Source organism: uncultured Nocardioides sp. (assembly GCF_947489365.1).
Classification (GTDB): domain Bacteria; phylum Actinomycetota; class Actinomycetes; order Propionibacteriales; family Nocardioidaceae; genus Nocardioides.
The window spans coordinates 66383-82690 of record NZ_CANLDB010000002.1 but is presented as its reverse complement, the minus strand read 5'-3'; the positions used below and the strand labels follow the sequence as shown (position 1 = coordinate 82690).

16 protein-coding genes and 2 tRNA genes are annotated in these 16308 nt (G+C 72.7%); 10 read left to right on the top strand and 8 right to left on the bottom strand.

What is annotated here, in order from left to right; translation table 11 throughout:
• Positions 1 to 84: 84 nt before the first annotated feature.
• The 6 genes from Q0858_RS05640 to Q0858_RS05615 all read right to left on the bottom strand — a co-directional run bounded on the left by Q0858_RS05640 (position 85) and on the right by Q0858_RS05615 (position 7591).
• On the bottom strand, positions 85 to 1884 hold the full coding sequence (locus Q0858_RS05640) for an IucA/IucC family protein (RefSeq protein ID WP_299051880.1): 1800 nt from the start codon (positions 1882 to 1884) through the stop codon (positions 85 to 87).
• Positions 1881 to 2432 (bottom strand): GNAT family N-acetyltransferase, encoded by a 552-nt coding sequence (locus tag Q0858_RS05635; protein ID WP_299051879.1) that lies wholly within the window; start codon positions 2430 to 2432, stop codon positions 1881 to 1883. The genes Q0858_RS05640 and Q0858_RS05635 overlap by 4 nt, the downstream gene beginning before the upstream one ends.
• Positions 2432 to 3745 (bottom strand): SidA/IucD/PvdA family monooxygenase, encoded by a 1314-nt coding sequence (locus Q0858_RS05630; RefSeq protein ID WP_299051878.1) that lies wholly within the window; start codon positions 3743 to 3745, stop codon positions 2432 to 2434. The genes Q0858_RS05635 and Q0858_RS05630 overlap by 1 nt, the downstream gene beginning before the upstream one ends.
• The gene (locus Q0858_RS05625) at positions 3742 to 5199 is read right to left on the bottom strand and encodes a pyridoxal-dependent decarboxylase (protein WP_299051877.1); all 1458 of its coding nucleotides are present in this window, start codon (positions 5197 to 5199) and stop codon (positions 3742 to 3744) included. The genes Q0858_RS05630 and Q0858_RS05625 overlap by 4 nt, the downstream gene beginning before the upstream one ends.
• A gap of 105 nt (positions 5200 to 5304) precedes the next feature.
• Positions 5305 to 6627, bottom strand: a complete 1323-nt coding sequence (locus Q0858_RS05620; RefSeq protein WP_299051876.1) for an MFS transporter — start codon at positions 6625 to 6627, stop codon at positions 5305 to 5307.
• A gap of 37 nt (positions 6628 to 6664) precedes the next feature.
• Positions 6665 to 7591: a 3-methyladenine DNA glycosylase gene (locus Q0858_RS05615; protein WP_299051875.1), complete on the bottom strand. Its 927-nt coding sequence runs from the start codon at positions 7589 to 7591 to the stop codon at positions 6665 to 6667.
• Positions 7592 to 7978: 387 nt separating this feature from the next.
• Here Q0858_RS05615 and Q0858_RS05610 point away from each other — a divergent pair, with 387 nt between their 5' ends.
• From Q0858_RS05610 to Q0858_RS05585, 6 genes are all read left to right on the top strand, one after another.
• On the top strand, positions 7979 to 8371 hold the full coding sequence (locus tag Q0858_RS05610; RefSeq protein ID WP_299051874.1) for a hypothetical protein: 393 nt from the start codon (positions 7979 to 7981) through the stop codon (positions 8369 to 8371).
• A gap of 47 nt (positions 8372 to 8418) precedes the next feature.
• Positions 8419 to 9231, top strand: coding sequence for a fumarylacetoacetate hydrolase family protein (locus tag Q0858_RS05605; protein ID WP_299051873.1), 813 nt, complete (start codon positions 8419 to 8421; stop codon positions 9229 to 9231).
• A gap of 27 nt (positions 9232 to 9258) precedes the next feature.
• Positions 9259 to 10728, top strand: coding sequence for a glutamate--tRNA ligase (gltX, locus tag Q0858_RS05600; protein WP_299051872.1), 1470 nt, complete (start codon positions 9259 to 9261; stop codon positions 10726 to 10728).
• A gap of 31 nt (positions 10729 to 10759) precedes the next feature.
• Positions 10760 to 11839, top strand: a complete 1080-nt coding sequence (locus Q0858_RS05595) for a type II CAAX endopeptidase family protein (protein ID WP_299051871.1) — start codon at positions 10760 to 10762, stop codon at positions 11837 to 11839.
• A 56-nt stretch (positions 11840 to 11895) separates the two neighbouring features.
• Positions 11896 to 11967, top strand: a tRNA-Gln gene (locus Q0858_RS05590).
• A 79-nt stretch (positions 11968 to 12046) separates the two neighbouring features.
• Positions 12047 to 12119, top strand: a tRNA-Glu gene (locus Q0858_RS05585).
• Between the two features lie 105 nt (positions 12120 to 12224).
• Here the strand turns inward: Q0858_RS05585 and Q0858_RS05580 are convergent.
• Entirely contained in the window at positions 12225 to 13241 is a 1017-nt protein-coding gene (locus tag Q0858_RS05580) for a site-specific integrase (protein WP_299051870.1), read from the bottom strand.
• Between the two features lie 96 nt (positions 13242 to 13337).
• Positions 13338 to 13874 carry a helix-turn-helix transcriptional regulator gene (locus tag Q0858_RS05575; RefSeq protein ID WP_299051869.1) on the bottom strand — a complete coding sequence of 179 codons (537 nt, stop codon included), beginning with the start codon at positions 13872 to 13874 and terminating at the stop codon, positions 13338 to 13340.
• Positions 13875 to 13962: 88 nt separating this feature from the next.
• On the opposite strand from Q0858_RS05575, the gene Q0858_RS05570 reads away from it, so the two are divergent.
• The 4 genes from Q0858_RS05570 (at position 13963) to Q0858_RS05555 (ending at position 16260) form a co-directional block, all read left to right on the top strand.
• The gene (locus tag Q0858_RS05570; RefSeq protein ID WP_299051868.1) at positions 13963 to 14139 is read left to right on the top strand and encodes a helix-turn-helix domain-containing protein; all 177 of its coding nucleotides are present in this window, start codon (positions 13963 to 13965) and stop codon (positions 14137 to 14139) included.
• A 9-nt stretch (positions 14140 to 14148) separates the two neighbouring features.
• On the top strand, positions 14149 to 14961 hold the full coding sequence (locus Q0858_RS05565; RefSeq protein ID WP_299051867.1) for a hypothetical protein: 813 nt from the start codon (positions 14149 to 14151) through the stop codon (positions 14959 to 14961).
• A gap of 95 nt (positions 14962 to 15056) precedes the next feature.
• Positions 15057 to 15290, top strand: coding sequence for a hypothetical protein (locus tag Q0858_RS05560; RefSeq protein ID WP_299051866.1), 234 nt, complete (start codon positions 15057 to 15059; stop codon positions 15288 to 15290).
• Between the two features lie 178 nt (positions 15291 to 15468).
• Positions 15469 to 16260, top strand: coding sequence for a hypothetical protein (locus Q0858_RS05555; RefSeq protein WP_299051865.1), 792 nt, complete (start codon positions 15469 to 15471; stop codon positions 16258 to 16260).
• Positions 16261 to 16308 lie beyond the last annotated feature (48 nt).

Here is a 16308-nt window from a genome sequence, read left to right as displayed (position 1 = left end):
GCTCACAGGCTCGTTCCTCGCCGTTCGCACCTCGACCTCCGACGACGGGCTTGCCGGCTCGCACGTCGACCTCCGACGACGGGCTCACCGGCTCGCACCTCGACCTCCGACGGCGTCGCGACCGATCGGGCTCTCGATCTCCCCGGCGTACGCCAGCGACCCGGCCTGGTCGGCGAGGTCGACCATCTGCAGCGTGTTCAGCAGCTGCAACCGGTTGAGGCAGGAGTGCCGGAACGTCGGTCGCCGCAGGTCGTAGCGGGCCGCGGCCTCGGCGAGCTCGGGGTGGTCGGCGGCGTGGCGGTCGACGACCTCCCCCACGAGCGCCCAGAAGTCCGCGGCGTCCAGCAGGTCGTCCGCGTGGAGGATGCCGGCGAGGTGGCGCAGGAAGCCGTCCATCACGTCGGTGTGCAGGGCGAGCGAGCGCACGTCCTGCTCGATCGCGTCCGAGACCCGGTCGACCCCGGCGGGGAGGGGCCGGCCGTCCATGACCATGACCTCCTCGCCGATGTCCTTCATGACGACCCGGTCGACCACGCCGTCGCGGAGCACGAGGATCAGGTTCTCCCCGTGCGGCATGAAGGCGAGCTCGTGGGCGAGCAGGCAGTGCACCAGGGGGCGGACGTACGCCTCCAGGTAGCGGCGGACCCAGGCAGCGGCGTCGAGGCCCGAGGCGGCGACGAGCGCCCCGACCAACGACGCGCCGGCCGCGTCGCGGTGCACCAGCGAGGTCATCGACGCCAGCCGCTCGCCCGGCCCGACCAGGCCGTCGGGGGACTCCCGCCACAGCGCGGCGAGCATCTTGCGCTGCGGGGAGCGCTCCTCGACGTGGTGGTAGACGTCGCCGGTCCAGCCGACCGCCGCGACCTCCCGCAGCACCGTGAACCCGCAGGCCTTCAGCTCCGGGTCGCCGGCCACGACGTCCGCGACCCAGTCGTTGATCGCCGGCGTCGCCTCCATGTACGCCGGGGACAGGCCGCGGACGAACCCCATGTTCTGCACCGACAGCGCCGTCTTCACGTAGTGCCGACCCCGGTGGGTCAGGTTGTAGAAGGTGCGGATCGACTGCTGCGGCCGGTAGGCGTCGGGACCCTCGCCGAGCAGCACGAGGTCCTCCCGCGCCAGGTCGGGCGCGAACGTGATCGCGACCTTCCGCCACTGCCACGGGTGCAGCGGAAGCCAGAGGTAGTCGGAGGCGTCGAGCCCCCGGTCGGCCAGCACCCGGGTGAAGCGTGCGCGGGTCGCCTGGTCGAGCTCGGCGTCGTACAGGCCGGTCTCGGTGAGGCCCCGGCCGAGCGACAGCCGGGCGCCGGTGCGGCGGGCCGCGAGCCACAGCAGGTGGACGTCGGGCCCGGCCTCGGGCGCGTACGCCGCGTGGTCGTCCGGCGAGAACCCGATGCGGCCGTTGTTCGCGACGAACCCGGGGTGGCCCTCGGTCATCGCCGCCTCGACCGTCTGCAGGTCCGCGTGGGCGAGGTCCGCGGCGGACTCGGTGCGGTGGGCCAGCTTCCAGCACGCCGCGGCGAGGGTGGCGGCGAGCTCCTCGAGGTAGAGCGGCTGCATCCGCGGCGGGATCCCGAGCGCCTCGGCGTGCTCGACGACGAACGCCTGGGCGTCGAGGTCGGCCGGTGCGCCGTCGACGGTCCGGACCAGCGAGGACTCGTCGACCAGCCAGTGCTCCAGCGGCAGCACCTCGGCGCGGAAGGTGAGCACCGACCGGCCGTCGGGGGAGGCCAGGCGCCACCCGTCGGTCCCGCCCGCGGGATCGTGCTCGGGGGCGAGGAGGCGCTCGTGGGTGTACTCGGCGACGGCCTTGGCCACGAGGTGGCGCTGGGCGGCGGCGAGCAGGTCGGGCGCGTAGTGCGCGGGGTGCGCGGGGTGCGTCACGGGCGCACCCCCGCCAGGGCCGAGTCGAGCCACGCCTCGCGCGTGCAGGCCGAGAGGGCCGCCGTCTTCGTGCCCAGCGGCACCTCCGCGAGGACGACGAACCCGGCCTCGGCGTTGAGGCGCCGGATGCCGGCGTTGCGGGCGTCGGGCTCCACGACCACCCGCGTGACCGCCGGGTCGTCGAAGCAGTGGGTCATCGTCGCGGCGAAGCAGCGGCGGGTGAAGCCGGGCACCGGGTCCGCGCCGTCGGCCGGGGGTGCGACGAGCACGTGCATGCCGAGGTCCCCGGGCGTCAGCTCGGGCCGGTCGCGGACCTCGGAGGCGCCCGAGCGGGCCGGGTCGTAGGTCTCGACCAGGAACGCCGGCACGCCGTCGACCCGCCCGAGCCAGCAGTCGTGGTGCGGGTCGGCCGCGAGGTCGTCGTACGCCGCGACGACCTCGTCGGAGTCCAGGCCCTGCATCTGCCAGTACACGGAGCGCGGGTGCGTCACCCAGGCGTGCAGCAGCGCCAGGTGGGCGCGGTGGTCGAGGGGCTCGATCGAGGTCATCACCGGGTCCTCTCGCCGGCGGGGGTGCGCAGGTGGTCGGGCACGCCGAAGCTCTGGACGGCGACCCGCTTCTCGACGGCGTACACCTCGCGGCCGGTCATCGTGTTGACCAGCACCGAGCTGCGGTGGGCGCCCATGCCGAGGTCGGGGGCGACGAACCCGTGGGTGTGCTCCTCGGCGTTCTGCACGAACACCTCCCGCTGCTCGTGGTCGACGGCGTACGTCGGCCCGGCGAGGAACCGTCCGTCCTCGTCGAGGCGCAGCCGGTCGCGGACCCCGTCGAGGAACGACGGCGCCGCCCCGGCGGCGTACCCGGTCGCGAGGACGAGGCCCTCGGTCCGCAGCCCGAACGACTCGCCGGTCTCGGTGTGCCGCAGCCCGAGGTCGTACGCCCTCCCGTCCCACGTGGCGGCCTCCAGCGAGGTCGCGGCGACGAGCGTCGAGTGCGGGCCCTGCCCGGTGGCGCGCAGACGGTAGTGCAGGGCGGCGATGGCGTCGATCGTGTGGGTGCTGATGCCCTTGTAGAGCACCGGCTGCTCGGCGAGCAGCCGCTCACGGGTGCCGGCGTCGAGGCCCTGGAAGTACGCCGTGTACTCCGGCGAGGTCATCTCGAGCGTCAGCCGGGAGTCGTCCATCGCCCAGAAGCGGGGGCTGCGGGTCAACCAGGTCAGCACCGGTCCGCCGGCGCCTGGCTCGGACGCCGCCGTCAGCAGGTCGAGGTAGACCTCGGCCGCCGACTGCCCGCTGCCGACCACGGTCACCGAGTCGAGCGCGAGCAGCTCCTCGCGCCGGGCGAGGTACTCCGCGGTGTGCAGCGCCGGACCGCCGGCGTCGGTGACGCACGCGGGGACGCGCGGGGTGGTGCCGACGCCGAGCACGAGCCGTCGGCCCCGGAACACGTCACCGACCTCCGTCGTCACGACGTACGCGTCGCCGTCGTGGTCCACCGACACCACCCGCTGGCCCAGCCGCACGGATCCGAGACCGTCGGCGGCCCAGCGCAGGTAGTCGCTGTACTCGCTGCGCAGCGGGTGGAAGTCCTCGCGGATGTAGAACGGGTAGAGCCCGCCGGTCTGCTTGAGCCAGTTCAGGTACGACCACCGGTTGGTCGGGTCGGCCATCGAGACGAGGTCGCCGAGGAAGGGCACCTGGAGCGTCGAGTCGGGCAGCAGCATCCCGGGGTGCCAGGTGACCTCCTCGCGGGCCTCGAGGACGACGCCGTCGAGGTCGTCGACGGGGTCGGCGAGCGCGGCGAGCCCGAGGTTGAAGGGCCCGGCGCCGACGGCGACGAAGTCGTGGACGGTGTCGATCATGCGGACCACCGGCTCTCGGCGACGAGCAGCTCGCGGCCGACGGCGCCGACCAGGTCGAGGACGCCGGTGACGTCGGCGTCGGTGGCCGCGGGGTTGAGCAGGGTCAGCTTGAGCCAGTCGCGGCCGTCCGCCCTGGTGGCGGCCACCAGCGCCTGGCCACGGTCGTAGAGGGTCTGCCGGATCTGCGGCACCAGGGCGTCGGCGTCGTCCTCGGTCATCGACGGGGGGCGGAAGCGGAAGACCAGGGTCGACAGGTGCGGCGCGAGCGCCGGCTCCAGGTCGGGGTGGGCCACGAGGTGGCGGTGGCTGCGGGTGGCGAGGTCGACGACGGTCTCGACGTGGGTGCCGATCAGGTCCGGGCCGAGCGTCCGCAGGGTCAGCCACAGCTTGAGGGCGTCGAAGCGCCGGGTGGTCTGGAGGCTCTTGTCGACCTGGTGGGGCCGCTCGTCGCCGGCGGGGTTGAGGTAGTCGGCGTGCCAGGCGGTGTGGACCAGCAGGCTCCGGTCGCGCACCAGCAGCGCGCTCGAGGAGACCGGTTGGAACCACGTCTTGTGGTGGTCGACGGTCACCGAGTCGGCCCGCTCGATGCCGTCGAGACGGTGCCGCAGGCGGGGCGAGACGAGCAGGCCCCCGCCGTACGCCGCGTCGACGTGCATCCAGGTGCCGTACGCCGCGCAGAGCCCGGCGATCGCGGGCAGCGGGTCGATGGCGCCGAAGTCGGTGGTGCCGGCGGTGGCCACGACCGCCATGGGGACGAGCCCGACCTCGCCGAGGCCGGCCAGCATCCGCTCCAGGGCGGTGGGGTCGAGGCGACGGTCGTCGTCGATCGGGACCGGCAGGACGGCCTCGGCCCCGAGGCCGAGCAGGCGCGCGGACTTCTGCACGCTGAAGTGCGCGTCGGCGCTGGCGAGCACCCGCAGCCGGTGGAGCTGGCCGCGGGCGGGCCCGGCCAGCGCGGCGTCGCGCGCCAGGTGCAGGGCCTGCAGGTTGGACGCCGAGCCGCCCGAGGTGAACACGCCGTCCGCCTCGGGCCCGAACCCGATCCGGGCGCAGGTCCAGTCGACGAGGTGGCGCTCGACGAAGGTGCCGCCGACGGACTGGTCGAAGGTGTCCATCGAGGAGTTCACCGCCGAGACGAACACCTCGGCCGCGAGCGCCGGGAGGACGACGGGCGGGTTCAGGTGGGCGGCGTACGCCGGCTCGTGGAACCACACGGCGTCGTCCAGGTAGACCCGGCTCATCTCGGCGAGGGCCTCGCCGAGGTCGCCAACGGGGCGGTCGAGGTCGACGTCGGCCACGAGCTTCGAGGCCTGCTCCGGCGACGTGCCGGTCGCGGGCCCGTCGACGTGGCGGACGGTCGCCGCGAGGTGGTCGACGCTGACCCGCATCGCGGAGACGTAGTCGTCGACGCCGTCGGGGCCGAACAGGTGGTGGGGGCGGGGGGAGAGCGGCACCGAGCGCTCCTCGGGTGGGGGATTAGGTGAGGCTTACCTTAGTGACAGGTGTCCACCGAGCGCCACGTGACCCCTCACACCCCCCGCGAGCCCCCCGCCCGCCCCTCAGCGCAGGACCGAGTTCTTGGTCTCCGGCAGCGTCAGCACCACGAGGAACGTGATCGCGGCGCCCCCGGCGACGTAGATGAAGAACCAGTCGCTGCGGCCGGCGTCCCCGAGGTACTGGATGACCAGCGGGGCGGTGCCGCCGAAGATCGCGACGGTGAGGTTGTACCAGGCGCCGATGCCGAGACCGCGCAGCTCGGTCGGGAAGAGCTCGCTCATGATGGCCGGCGCGATCGAGGCCATCATCGCGTAGAGCCCGAGGCCGAAGCAGAAGACGACGAGCATGCTGCCGAAGCCGGCGCCGGGGCTGACCAGGGTCGAGACGGGCACGATCAGCAGGGCCATCGCGCCCGACCAGACCAGCATCTGCGGCTTGCGGCCGAAGCGGTCGGCGGCCCAGCCGAAGGGGTACTGCAGCACCACGAACAGCGCCGTCCCGACCGACAGCGCCCAGAACACGACGCTGGCGTCGATGCCGTTCGCGGTGACGGCGTAGGGCGTCATCGCGGAGAAGAACACGTAGTACGACAACGTGTTGAGCAGGGTGAACCCGACCAGCTGGCCGACCGCCTTGGGGTGCTCGCGCACGGTCGTCATGAGGGGGTTCTTCAGCGCGCGGGCCTTCTCGGCGTTCTCCTCGTACTGCTCGGTCTCCGCCATGTCGCGACGCAGCCACATCCCGACCACCCCGAGCAGCGCGCCGATGAGGAACGGGATCCGCCAGCCCCAGCTCGAGAGCTGGTCGTCGGTCAGGGTCACCGCCAGCAGGGCGCCCAGCAGGGACGCGATGAGCACCGCGGTCCCGGTGGAGATGTAGAAGAACGAGGAGTAGCGCCCGCGGCGCGCCGGCGGGGCGATCTCGGCGAGGTACGCCGAGGCGTTGGAGACCTCGCCACCCAGCGACATGCCCTGGGCGATGCGGGCGAGCAGCAGCAGGATCGGGGCGAGCCAGCCGACCATCGCGTACGTCGGCAGCAGCGCGATGACCAGCGAGCCGCCGGCCATGAGGGTGATCGTCAGCAGCATCGCCTGCTTGCGGCCCTTCAGGTCGGCGTACCGACCGAGCAGCACGCCGCCCAGCGGGCGGAAGAAGAACGCGAGGGCGTAGGTCGCGAAGGTCCCGATGAAGGCCAGCGACTCGTTCTCCGCCGAGAAGATCTGGGTCGCGAAGTAGATCGAGAACGTCGCGTAGACGGTCCAGTCGAACCACTCGACGGCGTTGCCCACGCTGGCGGCGATGAGGGTGCGGACGGGGAGCTTGTGCGGCTCCTCCTCCGCTGTCGCCTGGGTCGCTCTCGTGCTGGACGGGTCGTGCTCGCTCATGCGTGCTCCTCCGAGAGGGGTCCGGGCCCCCGATGGTCTACCGGTCGCCAGGTGCTCCTGTCGAGGACCCGCGCGGGGCGAGGTCCAGCAGTTGCTCGCACTCCGCGGCCAGCCGCGCCCGCAGCGGGGCGGCCCGCTCCGCGAAGCCGGCCTGCGCGGCGGCGTACGCACGCTTGCCGTCGGCGGTCTCGATCGGGACCGGCGTCGCGTCCACGTCGGCGACGCCGGTGAGGTCGTACGGCGAGGCGCGCATGTCGAGGACGCGGATGTCGGCGGCGAGCGCGAAGCAGTCCAGCACGAGGCCGGACTCGACGAGGGGGCTGAGCCGGTAGGCGTGCTTGTAGAGGTCCATCCCGGCGTGCAGGCAGCCGGGCTGCTCGAAGTCCGGGCGGTCGCCGGAGGCGGGCCGCAGGGTGTTGAGCGGACGGGCGGTGTCGGTGAAGAAGCGGAACGCGTCGAAGTGCGAGCAGGCGATCCGGTGGCCCTCGACGACGCGGTCGGTCCCGGCGGCGCCCAGCCGGAGCGGCAGCGCGTGGCGGACGTCGCCGTCCGCCTGCCCGTGCACCATCGCCCACTCGTGCAGCCCGAAGCAGCCCGTGTGGGCCGGACGCCGCTCGGTGGCACGCAGCAGCCGCCGCAGCGTCCCGACGAGGACCCGGCGATCGGCCAGGAAGTCCTCGCCGACGCTCACCCGCCCGGTGGCGGGCTCGGCGCCGTAGCCCCGCCACCCGGCGTGGGGCACCCCCGCCGGCAGCGCGACGCCGTACCCGGGGTGCCAGCGGCGCAACCGCCCCGGCCGCTCGGCGTAGTAGGTGAACAGGAAGTCGTGGACCGGGTGCCTCTCACCGCGCGCCCGACGTGCGGCGTACGGCCCCACGAGCCGCTCCCACCGCTCCTCGTGCGCCGCCGTCCGCTCCGCGACCTCGGCGTCGTCGAGGGCGACGAGCGGGGGAGCGGTGAGCACCCGAGGAGCCTACGAGCCCCGGTGGTCGAGCAGCACGCGAGCGCAGCGAGCGCGCGTCGTCGAGACCTCGGTGAGGGTCTTTCGGTCGGGTGCGGGGTGGTCTCGACGACGCGGAGCCGCTGGCGCGGCTCTGCTGCTCGACCAGCTGATCGCTGCGCCGGTCGCCGCCGTGAGCGGTCGCGCGGGGACCCCAGGTGGTCGAGCAGCACGCGAGCGCAGCGAGCGCGCGTCGTCGAGACCTCGGTGAGGGGCCGGGTCGGGTGCGGGGTGGTCTCGACGATGCGGAGCCGCTGGCGCGGCTCTGCTGCTCGACCAGCTGATCGCTGCGCTGATCGCCGCCCTGAGCGGTCGCTCGACCACCGGTCACGCGCGGGTTATCGTGCGCGCGTGCGACCGACGGCGCCCCTCGCCTCCGCCCTCTTCCTGCGCGCGGTCGCCACGGGGTGCTCGTGGGGTGGGGAGGTGCAGGAGCTGCCCGACGGGACGCAGGTCCTGGTCAGCGGACCGGGCGGCGGCGGCGAGGACGCCCTCACCGCAGGACCGCTCGAGGTCGTCGACGGGTGCCTGGGCGTCGGCGGCCTCGTCGTGGTCTGGGCGCACGGCACCGAGGTCGTGGACGGCGAGCCCGCCATCACGCTCCCGGACGGCGAGCGGGTCGCGCTGGGCGACGTCGTCGAGCTCGGCGGGGGCGCGCACGCGTACGACGAGCTCGGCGGGCCGGCGCCGCGCGTGCCGGAGGAGTGCCGGGGCGGCGGCGACATCTGGGTGGCGGCCGGCTGACCCGCCGCCGCGACGCGGCGACCGTGAGCCTCGGTAGGGTCGCCTGCGTGCGTATAGCGAGGTTCACGACGGGCGAGGAGCCGGCGTACGGCGTCGTCACCGGTGAGGTCGACGCCTACGGGCAGCCGGCCGAGGACACGGTGGTGGTGCCCTTGTCGGGCGACCCCTTCTACGTCGGCATCAAGCCGACGGGGGAGGAGGTCCCGTTCAGCCAGGTGCGGCTGCTGGCGCCGGTGATCCCGCGCAGCAAGGTCGTGGGCATCGGGCGCAACTACGCCGCCCACGCGGCCGAGATGGGCAACGACCTGCCCACCGAGCCCCTGATGTTCATCAAGCCGAACACCAGCGTCATCGGGCCGGGCGACCCCATCTACTACCCCCGCCAGACCGGCAACCTGCACTTCGAGGGCGAGCTGGCCGTCGTTATCGGCCGCATCTGCCGCGACGTGCCGGCGGAGTCGGCGACCGACGTGATCTTCGGTTACACCCTCGGCAACGACGTGACGGCGCGCGACCTGCAGCGCAGCGACGTGCAGTTCACCCGCGGCAAGGGGTTCGACTCCTTCTGCCCGCTCGGGCCGTGGATCGAGACCGACCTCGACCCCCACGACTTCGCCGAGGGTCGCGCGATCCAGACGCACCTCAACGGCGACCTCAAGCAGGACGGCAACACGAAGGACCTGATCTTCGACATCCCGACGCTGGTCGAGTACGTCAGCTCCGTGATGACCCTGCTGCCCGGCGACGTGATCCTCACCGGCACCCCCGACGGCGTCGGCCCCATGGAGATCGGCGACGAGGTCGAGGTCTCCGTCGCCGGCCTCGGCGCGCTGGCCAACCCCGTCGCCGTCCGCAGCTGACACCCCCGACCCAGGAGCCCCGTCCGCATGACTGACGTCCGCGTCCGCTTCCCCCCGAGCCCCACCGGGTTCATCCACGTCGGCAACATCCGCAGCGCGCTGTTCAACTACGCGTTCGCGCGCCACCACGGCGGCACGTTCGTGCTCCGCGTCGAGGACACCGACCTCGCCCGCAACACCGACGAGGGCTACGACTCGATCCTCGACTCGCTGCGCTGGATGGGCCTGGACTGGGACGAGGGGCCCGAGGTCGGCGGCCCGTACGGCCCGTACCGCCAGTCCGAGCGCTTCGACGTCTACGCCGACGTCGCCGCCCGCCTCCGCGAGGCCGGGGAGGCCTACGACTGCTTCTGCACCACCGAGGAGGTCGACGCCCGCCGCAAGGCGGCCGGCTCCAAGGTCCAGGGGTACGACGGCCACTGTCGCGACCTGTCCGACGTCCAGCGGGCCGCTTTCGAGGCCGAGGACCGCAAGCCCGTCCTGCGCCTGCGGATGCCCGACGAGCCCCTGGTCTTCGACGACCTGGTGCGCGGCACCGTCACGTTCCAGGCCAAGGACGTGCCCGACTTCGCGCTGCTGCGCGCCAACGGCGCCCCGCTCTACACGCTGGTCAACCCCGTGGACGACGCCCTGATGCGCATCACCCACGTCCTGCGCGGTGAGGACCTGCTGTCCTCCACGCCCCGCCAGATCGCGCTGTACCAGGCGCTCGAGCGCATCGGCGTCGGCCAGGGCGTGCCGGAGTTCGGCCACCTGCCGATCGTCATGGGCGAGGGCAACAAGCGGCTCTCGAAGCGCGACGCCGGCTCCGGGCTCGCGGAGTGGGTCGACGCGGGCTTCCTGCCCGAGGGCCTCATCAACTACCTCGCGCTCCTCGGCTGGGGCATCGCGGAGGACCGCGACGTCTTCACCCTCGAGGAGATGGTCGAGGCGTTCGACATCCGCCGGGTCAACCCCAACCCCGCGCGGTTCGACCGCAAGAAGCTCGCCGCCATCAACGCCGCCCACATGCGGCGCCTCTCGGTCGAGGAGGTCACGCACCGGGCACTGCCGTTCCTGCAGCGCGCCGGTGTGGTCGGCGACCCGATGACGCCGGGCGACGCCCAGCTGCTCGAGCAGGCCATGCCCCTCGTGGCCGAGCGGATCAACACCCTCGGCGAGGCGCCGGAGATGCTCGGCTTCCTCTTCGTCGACGAGGCCGACTTCGCCCTCGACCCCACGGACGCCGAGAAGCTCCTCGACGACGACGGACGACGGGTCGTCGACGCGGCGTACACCGCGCTGGAGCCGCTGGGCGAATGGTCCACGTCGGCGATCCAGGACGCCCTCCAGGCCAGCCTGGTCGACGGTCTGGGACTCAAGCCGCGCCTGGCCTTCGGCCCGGTCCGGGTGGCGGTGACGGGCAAGCGGGTCAGCCCGCCGCTGTTCGAGTCCCTCGAGCTGCTGGGCCGCGAGCGCGGGCTCGCACGACTGGCCGCGGCGCGCACACCCGCCTGACAGACTCGTCCCCACCGAACGAGGGGACGTGATGAGCGAGCAGGTGCAGCCCGCCCGGCCGATGTCGTACGACGAGTCGTACCGCCAGCAGCCCGGGCCGTCGTACGAGAAGCCCGTCGACCCGCTGAGCCTCGGCGACGAGGAGTTCGACGCGCGGTACGGCGACGCCTACCCGTCGCTGCGCTTCCACCAGCTGCTGCGCAGCGGCCCCCGCTTCGGGTTCTGGTGGAGCGTCCTGGGCGTGCTCACGATGGGCGTCACGATGCTGGTGCTCGCGCCGATCGTGTGGCTGGTCCCCTTCGTGGTGTGGCTCGTCGCGACCGGCCAGGACTGGGCCGCGTGGCTGACCGCGCTCGGCACGCTCAGCGACCCCACGCCGTCGATGCTGGCCTACCTGATGCTCACGCTGGCGTCGCTGATCCCGGCGGCGTGGTTCGTCGCCCGGGTCATCCACGGGGTGAGGCCGCGCTGGCTGACGTCGGTGGGTCCGCGGATGCGGTGGGGCTTCTTCGCGGTCTGCCTGGGGCTGTCGGTGGTGGCGCTGGTCGCCACCCTCGTCGTGGGTGCGGTGCTGCCCTCGGGCGACACCGCCGGCACGGACACCTCCGGCGGGGTCAACCCGTTCACGACGACGACCCTGTGGTTCGTGCTGATCGTGGTGCTCCTCGTGCCGTTCCAGGCGGCGGGGGAGGAGTACCTGTTCCGGGGCTACCTCACCCAGGCCCTGGGAGGGGTCTTCGGCCGCGTGTGGGTCGCCGTCCTCGTGCCGGCGCTGCTGTTCGCGCTGGCGCACGGCAGCCAGAGCGTCCCGGTCTTCTTCGACCGCTTCGCCTTCGGGGTGGTCGCGGGCCTGCTCGTGGTCTGGACCGGTGGGCTCGAGGCGGCCATCGCGATGCACGTCCTGAACAACGTCCTGGCCTTCGGCCTGGCGCTCGCCTTCGGTGACATCGGCAGCTCGCTGACCCCCACCGGCGGCAGCTGGTGGATGATCCCGAGCACGCTGACGCAGTCGCTGGTCTACCTCGGTCTGGCGGTGTTCGTGGCCCGCCGGATGGGCCTCGCGACGCGTGCGTCGGGACGCGCTTTGGTGGCCTCGCAGCGTCGCGTGTAAGGTCATCTCTCGGTTCCAGACGGAGGCCTCACGGCCGCCCGACGGGGCTGCAGCAGTGGGATATGGTGTAATTGGCAGCACGACTGATTCTGGTTCAGTTAGTCTTGGTTCGAGTCCAGGTATCCCAGCGAGATCGCCCTCCGAGGCAGCAATTCGGGGGCGATTTGGTGCGTCAGGGGCTGGTTGACTAGGGTTCCTGATCGTCACGCCCCCGTTGTGTAGCGGCCTAGCACGCCGCCCTCTCAAGGCGGTAGCGCCGGTTCGAATCCGGTCGGGGGTACAGCACAGAAACGGCCCCTGACCTGCGGAGACGCGGGTCAGGGGCCGTACTGCCTTCCGGCGTGACATGCCGCCAGGCCGCACACAGGCCGCAGCAGGTCGAGATCTACCCCAGCGAGCGCACCTCGGCGGGTGCTCCGCGGCGGGCGGAGAGCAGCAGGTCGAGCCGGTCGGCGACGTCATCGCTGTGGTCGTCGTACAGGTGGCCGTATCGGTCGAGCGTGAAGGCGACCGAGGAGTGCCCGGCCCAGGTGCTGACCTCCTTCGGGTTCGCTCCGGCCGCGACCATGATCGAGACGAACGAGTGCCGCAGGTCGTGGACTCGGAGGCCCTCCAGCCCGGCGCGGCGTAGTGCGGGCTCCCACACCTGCCGCCAGAACGTCATCCGCCATAGCGGCCCACCCTGAGCCGCCGTGAAGAGCAGCGCGTCGGGGCCGGGGTCGACGTGCTCGGCGAGGTGGGCCTCCACCTCGCGCATGACGGACCGGGCGACCGGGACCACCCGGCGGGACCGTGCCGTCTTCGGCTCACCGAACGCGACCTTGCCGCTGACCTGAGTCGCTGTCTCGGCCACGGTGACCCGCGAGCGGAGGACGTCGACCCGGGAGCGTCGGAGCCCGGCTAACTCGCCCCAGCGGAGCCCCGCGAACGCGCCGAGCAGCACGAGGGCCCGGTACTCCGTGGGCACAGCCTCGGCGAGCGTGAACGCCTCCTCGGACGACAGGAACCGCTGCTCGGTCGCCTTCTCGGTCGGCAGCGGGACCGACGTCGCCGGGTTCACCGACAGACGTCGGTCAGCGACCGCGGCGTCGAGCATCCCGCGGAGCGCGAACACGGCCTTGCGGACCGACGCGGCTGACATGCCGCTGTCGACCATGCGACCCACCCAGGCCCGCACTTCGGCGTTGCCGATGCTGGCGAGCCGCCGGTCACCGAACGCCGGGACGACGTGCAGCCGTACGACGGACTCAAGCCGCGCCCGGGAGGTGGGCCGGAGGTCGGAGCGGGTCGGGAGCCACGTCTCGGCCCAGTCGGCGAGCAGGATCGCCGAGCGCGACGGGTCCAGCCACGTCCCCTCGGCGAGGGCCCTCTCCTGGCCGTTGAGCCACCGATCGGCGTCCACCTTCCGCGGGAACGTCCGCGACCGCTCACGACCGTCGGGCCCCCCGGTACCGAGCCCGCCACCTGCCCGGGCCCCGCTTCTCCACGTGTGCCACGTCTACCCCTTCTGCCGTTGTTGTGCCACGCGAACGGCCCTGGCCGCTCCGCGCAAGTAGTCCTGTGCTGCGCGGATGATCTCCGCCTGGCCGTCGAGGTCGTCGGCGTCCAACTGCCCCGCGACCTCCCGCAGGAACGGGCCGAGGGTCATCCCGGCGGGCTCCCGGAGCCGCCCCACGTGCTCGCGGTAGACGCCGTGGTCACGGACCGTGTCGAGCGGCTGCCTACCCACGAACCACGCGCGGAGCCGGGCCGGGCTCTCACCACGGGTCCCGACCTTCACCGGGGTGCCGTCACCGGGCGCGAGGAGAGCGAGCGGCGGGCAGTCCAGCGCCAGAGCGACCCCGTACAGGTCATCGAGGGTCACGTTCCGCTCGCCGCTCTCTAGCCGCGCCAGATTGCTCTGACTCAGGGTCATGCCGACCTGACCGAGTCGGGCCGCGAGCGCCGCCTGAGTCCAGCCGCGGGCAGTGCGAAGGGTGCGGATCCGCTCGCCGACGGCACTCCGCGCGCTCATGTGTTCTCCCGGAGATCGCATAGCAGGATCCTAACACCGGGTGAGGCGTGCACACTCGTTCTGACACTGACGAAGGAAAGGGCAGAGGGCGATGAGTGATGACCGGCTGATGAGCCTGCGGCAAACCGCCGACTACCTCGGCGTAAGCCCGGGGGCGCTCTACCAGATGCGCCACACCGGCGACGGACCTCCGGGCTTCAAGGTCGGGGCTCGCGTCCGGTACCGCCGGGCCGAGGTGGACGCCTGGCTTGACGCCCGCCGCGACGCCCCCCGTCCGGTGGCCTGACCTCACTCCATGAAGCCCCTGACGTGGCTTCGCGCCGTCCGCGACGACCCCGAGGCGACTCAGGGTGTCCTCGCGGTCGCGCTCGCGCTCGCAGCCACGGCGAAGGGCACAGGACCTGAGGCCGGGACCCTGTACGCCTCGACGGCATCGCTCGCGCGCTGGACAGGGTTCTCGACGGCACAGGTCAGGCGGCACATGGCGACCCTGACCGGGCTCGGCCTCATCCGGCAGGAACGCCGCGGCGGGCGACGGGGAGGGAAGGCGTACGCGACGACATGGGTCCTGTGCTGCCAACCGATCACCGATGAGCACATGGGCGCAGACCCCCAACCGCTCACCGATGAGCACATGGGAGCCGTTCCCAACTGCTCATCTGACGGCCCCAACCGCTCACCCATGATCACCCAAGAGAGGGGAGTACCAAGAGAGAACTACCGGCCCCCCAGCCCCCCGAGCCTCACCGCCGTTGACGGCTCGGCCGGAGGGTCGGCCCGTGACGACGACGAGCAGCACCGCGAGCGGCAGATGGCCTCGCTCGGCGACCGTCTCGACCGGGAGATCGGCGACGTGCTCGACGCCGCTGCTGCCGTTACCGCCATCGCTGAGGAGGCGTTCGGGATCGACGTCCGCCGGATCGCCCCGGCCGATCTCCGGGCCCTGGCCGACCGGCTCGCTGCCGTCCCGGCCGAGCACCGCGAGGGCGTCGTGATCGAGGTCATCGGCGGGGACCCGCCCGACCACGTGGCGTCACCGTTCGGGTTCATCCGGCACCGGCTCGACCGTGCCGCGTACCGCTGGCCCGCGAGAGATCACCCGGCGTGACGAGCAGGACCAGGACGACGAGCCAGAGACCGAAGAGCCGACCGACACCAGGAGCAGTGATGTACCAGCACCAAGCACCCAGGAACGACGACCGAATGACGGAGGACCGGCGTCTGCGGCTGCGGGACCTGGAGACCACCCGTCGGGACCTGACTCCGCTGGAGCAGGGCGAACTCCGCACCTTCCTGAGGTACGGCACCCCGGCCGATGCCGAGCGCGCCCGTCGACGGCTCGACCAGGCGAGCGGCGCCGAGCAGCAGGCCCGCAAGATCGCGGCGGACGCCGTGACCGACCTGTTCGACCGGTACGACGGACGGAGGACCCGGTGACCTTCACTCGCCGTGGGCTCGTTGCCCGCGCCCGTCGTCGACTCGGTCCGCCCCGGATCACCGCCACGCCGCGGGAGATCCGCGACCGGCAGCGGTACGGCGAGACCGCCTCCGACTCGTCCACGATCGACCCGCTGCGGGCACGTCTCGCAGCCGCGACCAGGAAGGCCCTCGGCCGATGAGCGACACCAGCACCCCGACCCAGGCACCCACGGCACCGACGACGGCAGCGAGCCCCGCCCGAGACCTGATCGCGGACCTTATCGACGCCCTACCCGAGGTCGTGGCGATCGACGCCCAGCGAGCCGATCTAGACCAGCGGCGAGCGGTCGCTGCCCGCAGCATCGGCGCGGACCGCGAGCGCTACGAAGCCGCGCTTAAGGCCCACCGCGCGGAGGTCGCTTCTGCGCTGGCCGAGGGCCGGGCTCCGGAGACGATGGAGCCGACCCTCGGGGTGTCCGACCACGAGCGCCTCAGCGTGCAGACGACGCTGCTGCGGGAGGCCGAACGGCTCGACGTCGCACGCTCCGCGGCCATCGCCCGCCACGGTGACTCGATCGACGCCGAGGTGCAGGCCCGGGCCGCTGCTCTCGCCGACCAGGCCCGCGATCACGTCACCGCGCTCGCGGAGATCGCAGAGCAGGCCCGGGCCCTCCAGGGCGTCCAGAGCCTGACCTCGACCGCCAGGGTCACCACGGAGGAACGGGACAGCGGGCGGCGTCGAGACCTGACCCCGGCTCCACCGGTCGACATCGCCGCGGTCGTGCACGCCGTCGAGCACTCCGCCCCGCTCGTCCGACCACCCCAGCCCCGCCGCCTCGGCATGGACCCCGGGACCCTCCACACCGCCGCGGACTCTGCCCCCGAGCCCGCTCCAGGTGAGGCACAGCGGCAGCGTGGTCTCCGCAGCGCCGGCCCCGCACGGCTGCTGTCCGGCCCCGTCCGTTCCGGATGGCGCAGCCGCCCCTAGACCCCGGCCCAGAGCGGGGGCCGGAAGCCGCGCGGTCCTCCTCGCTCC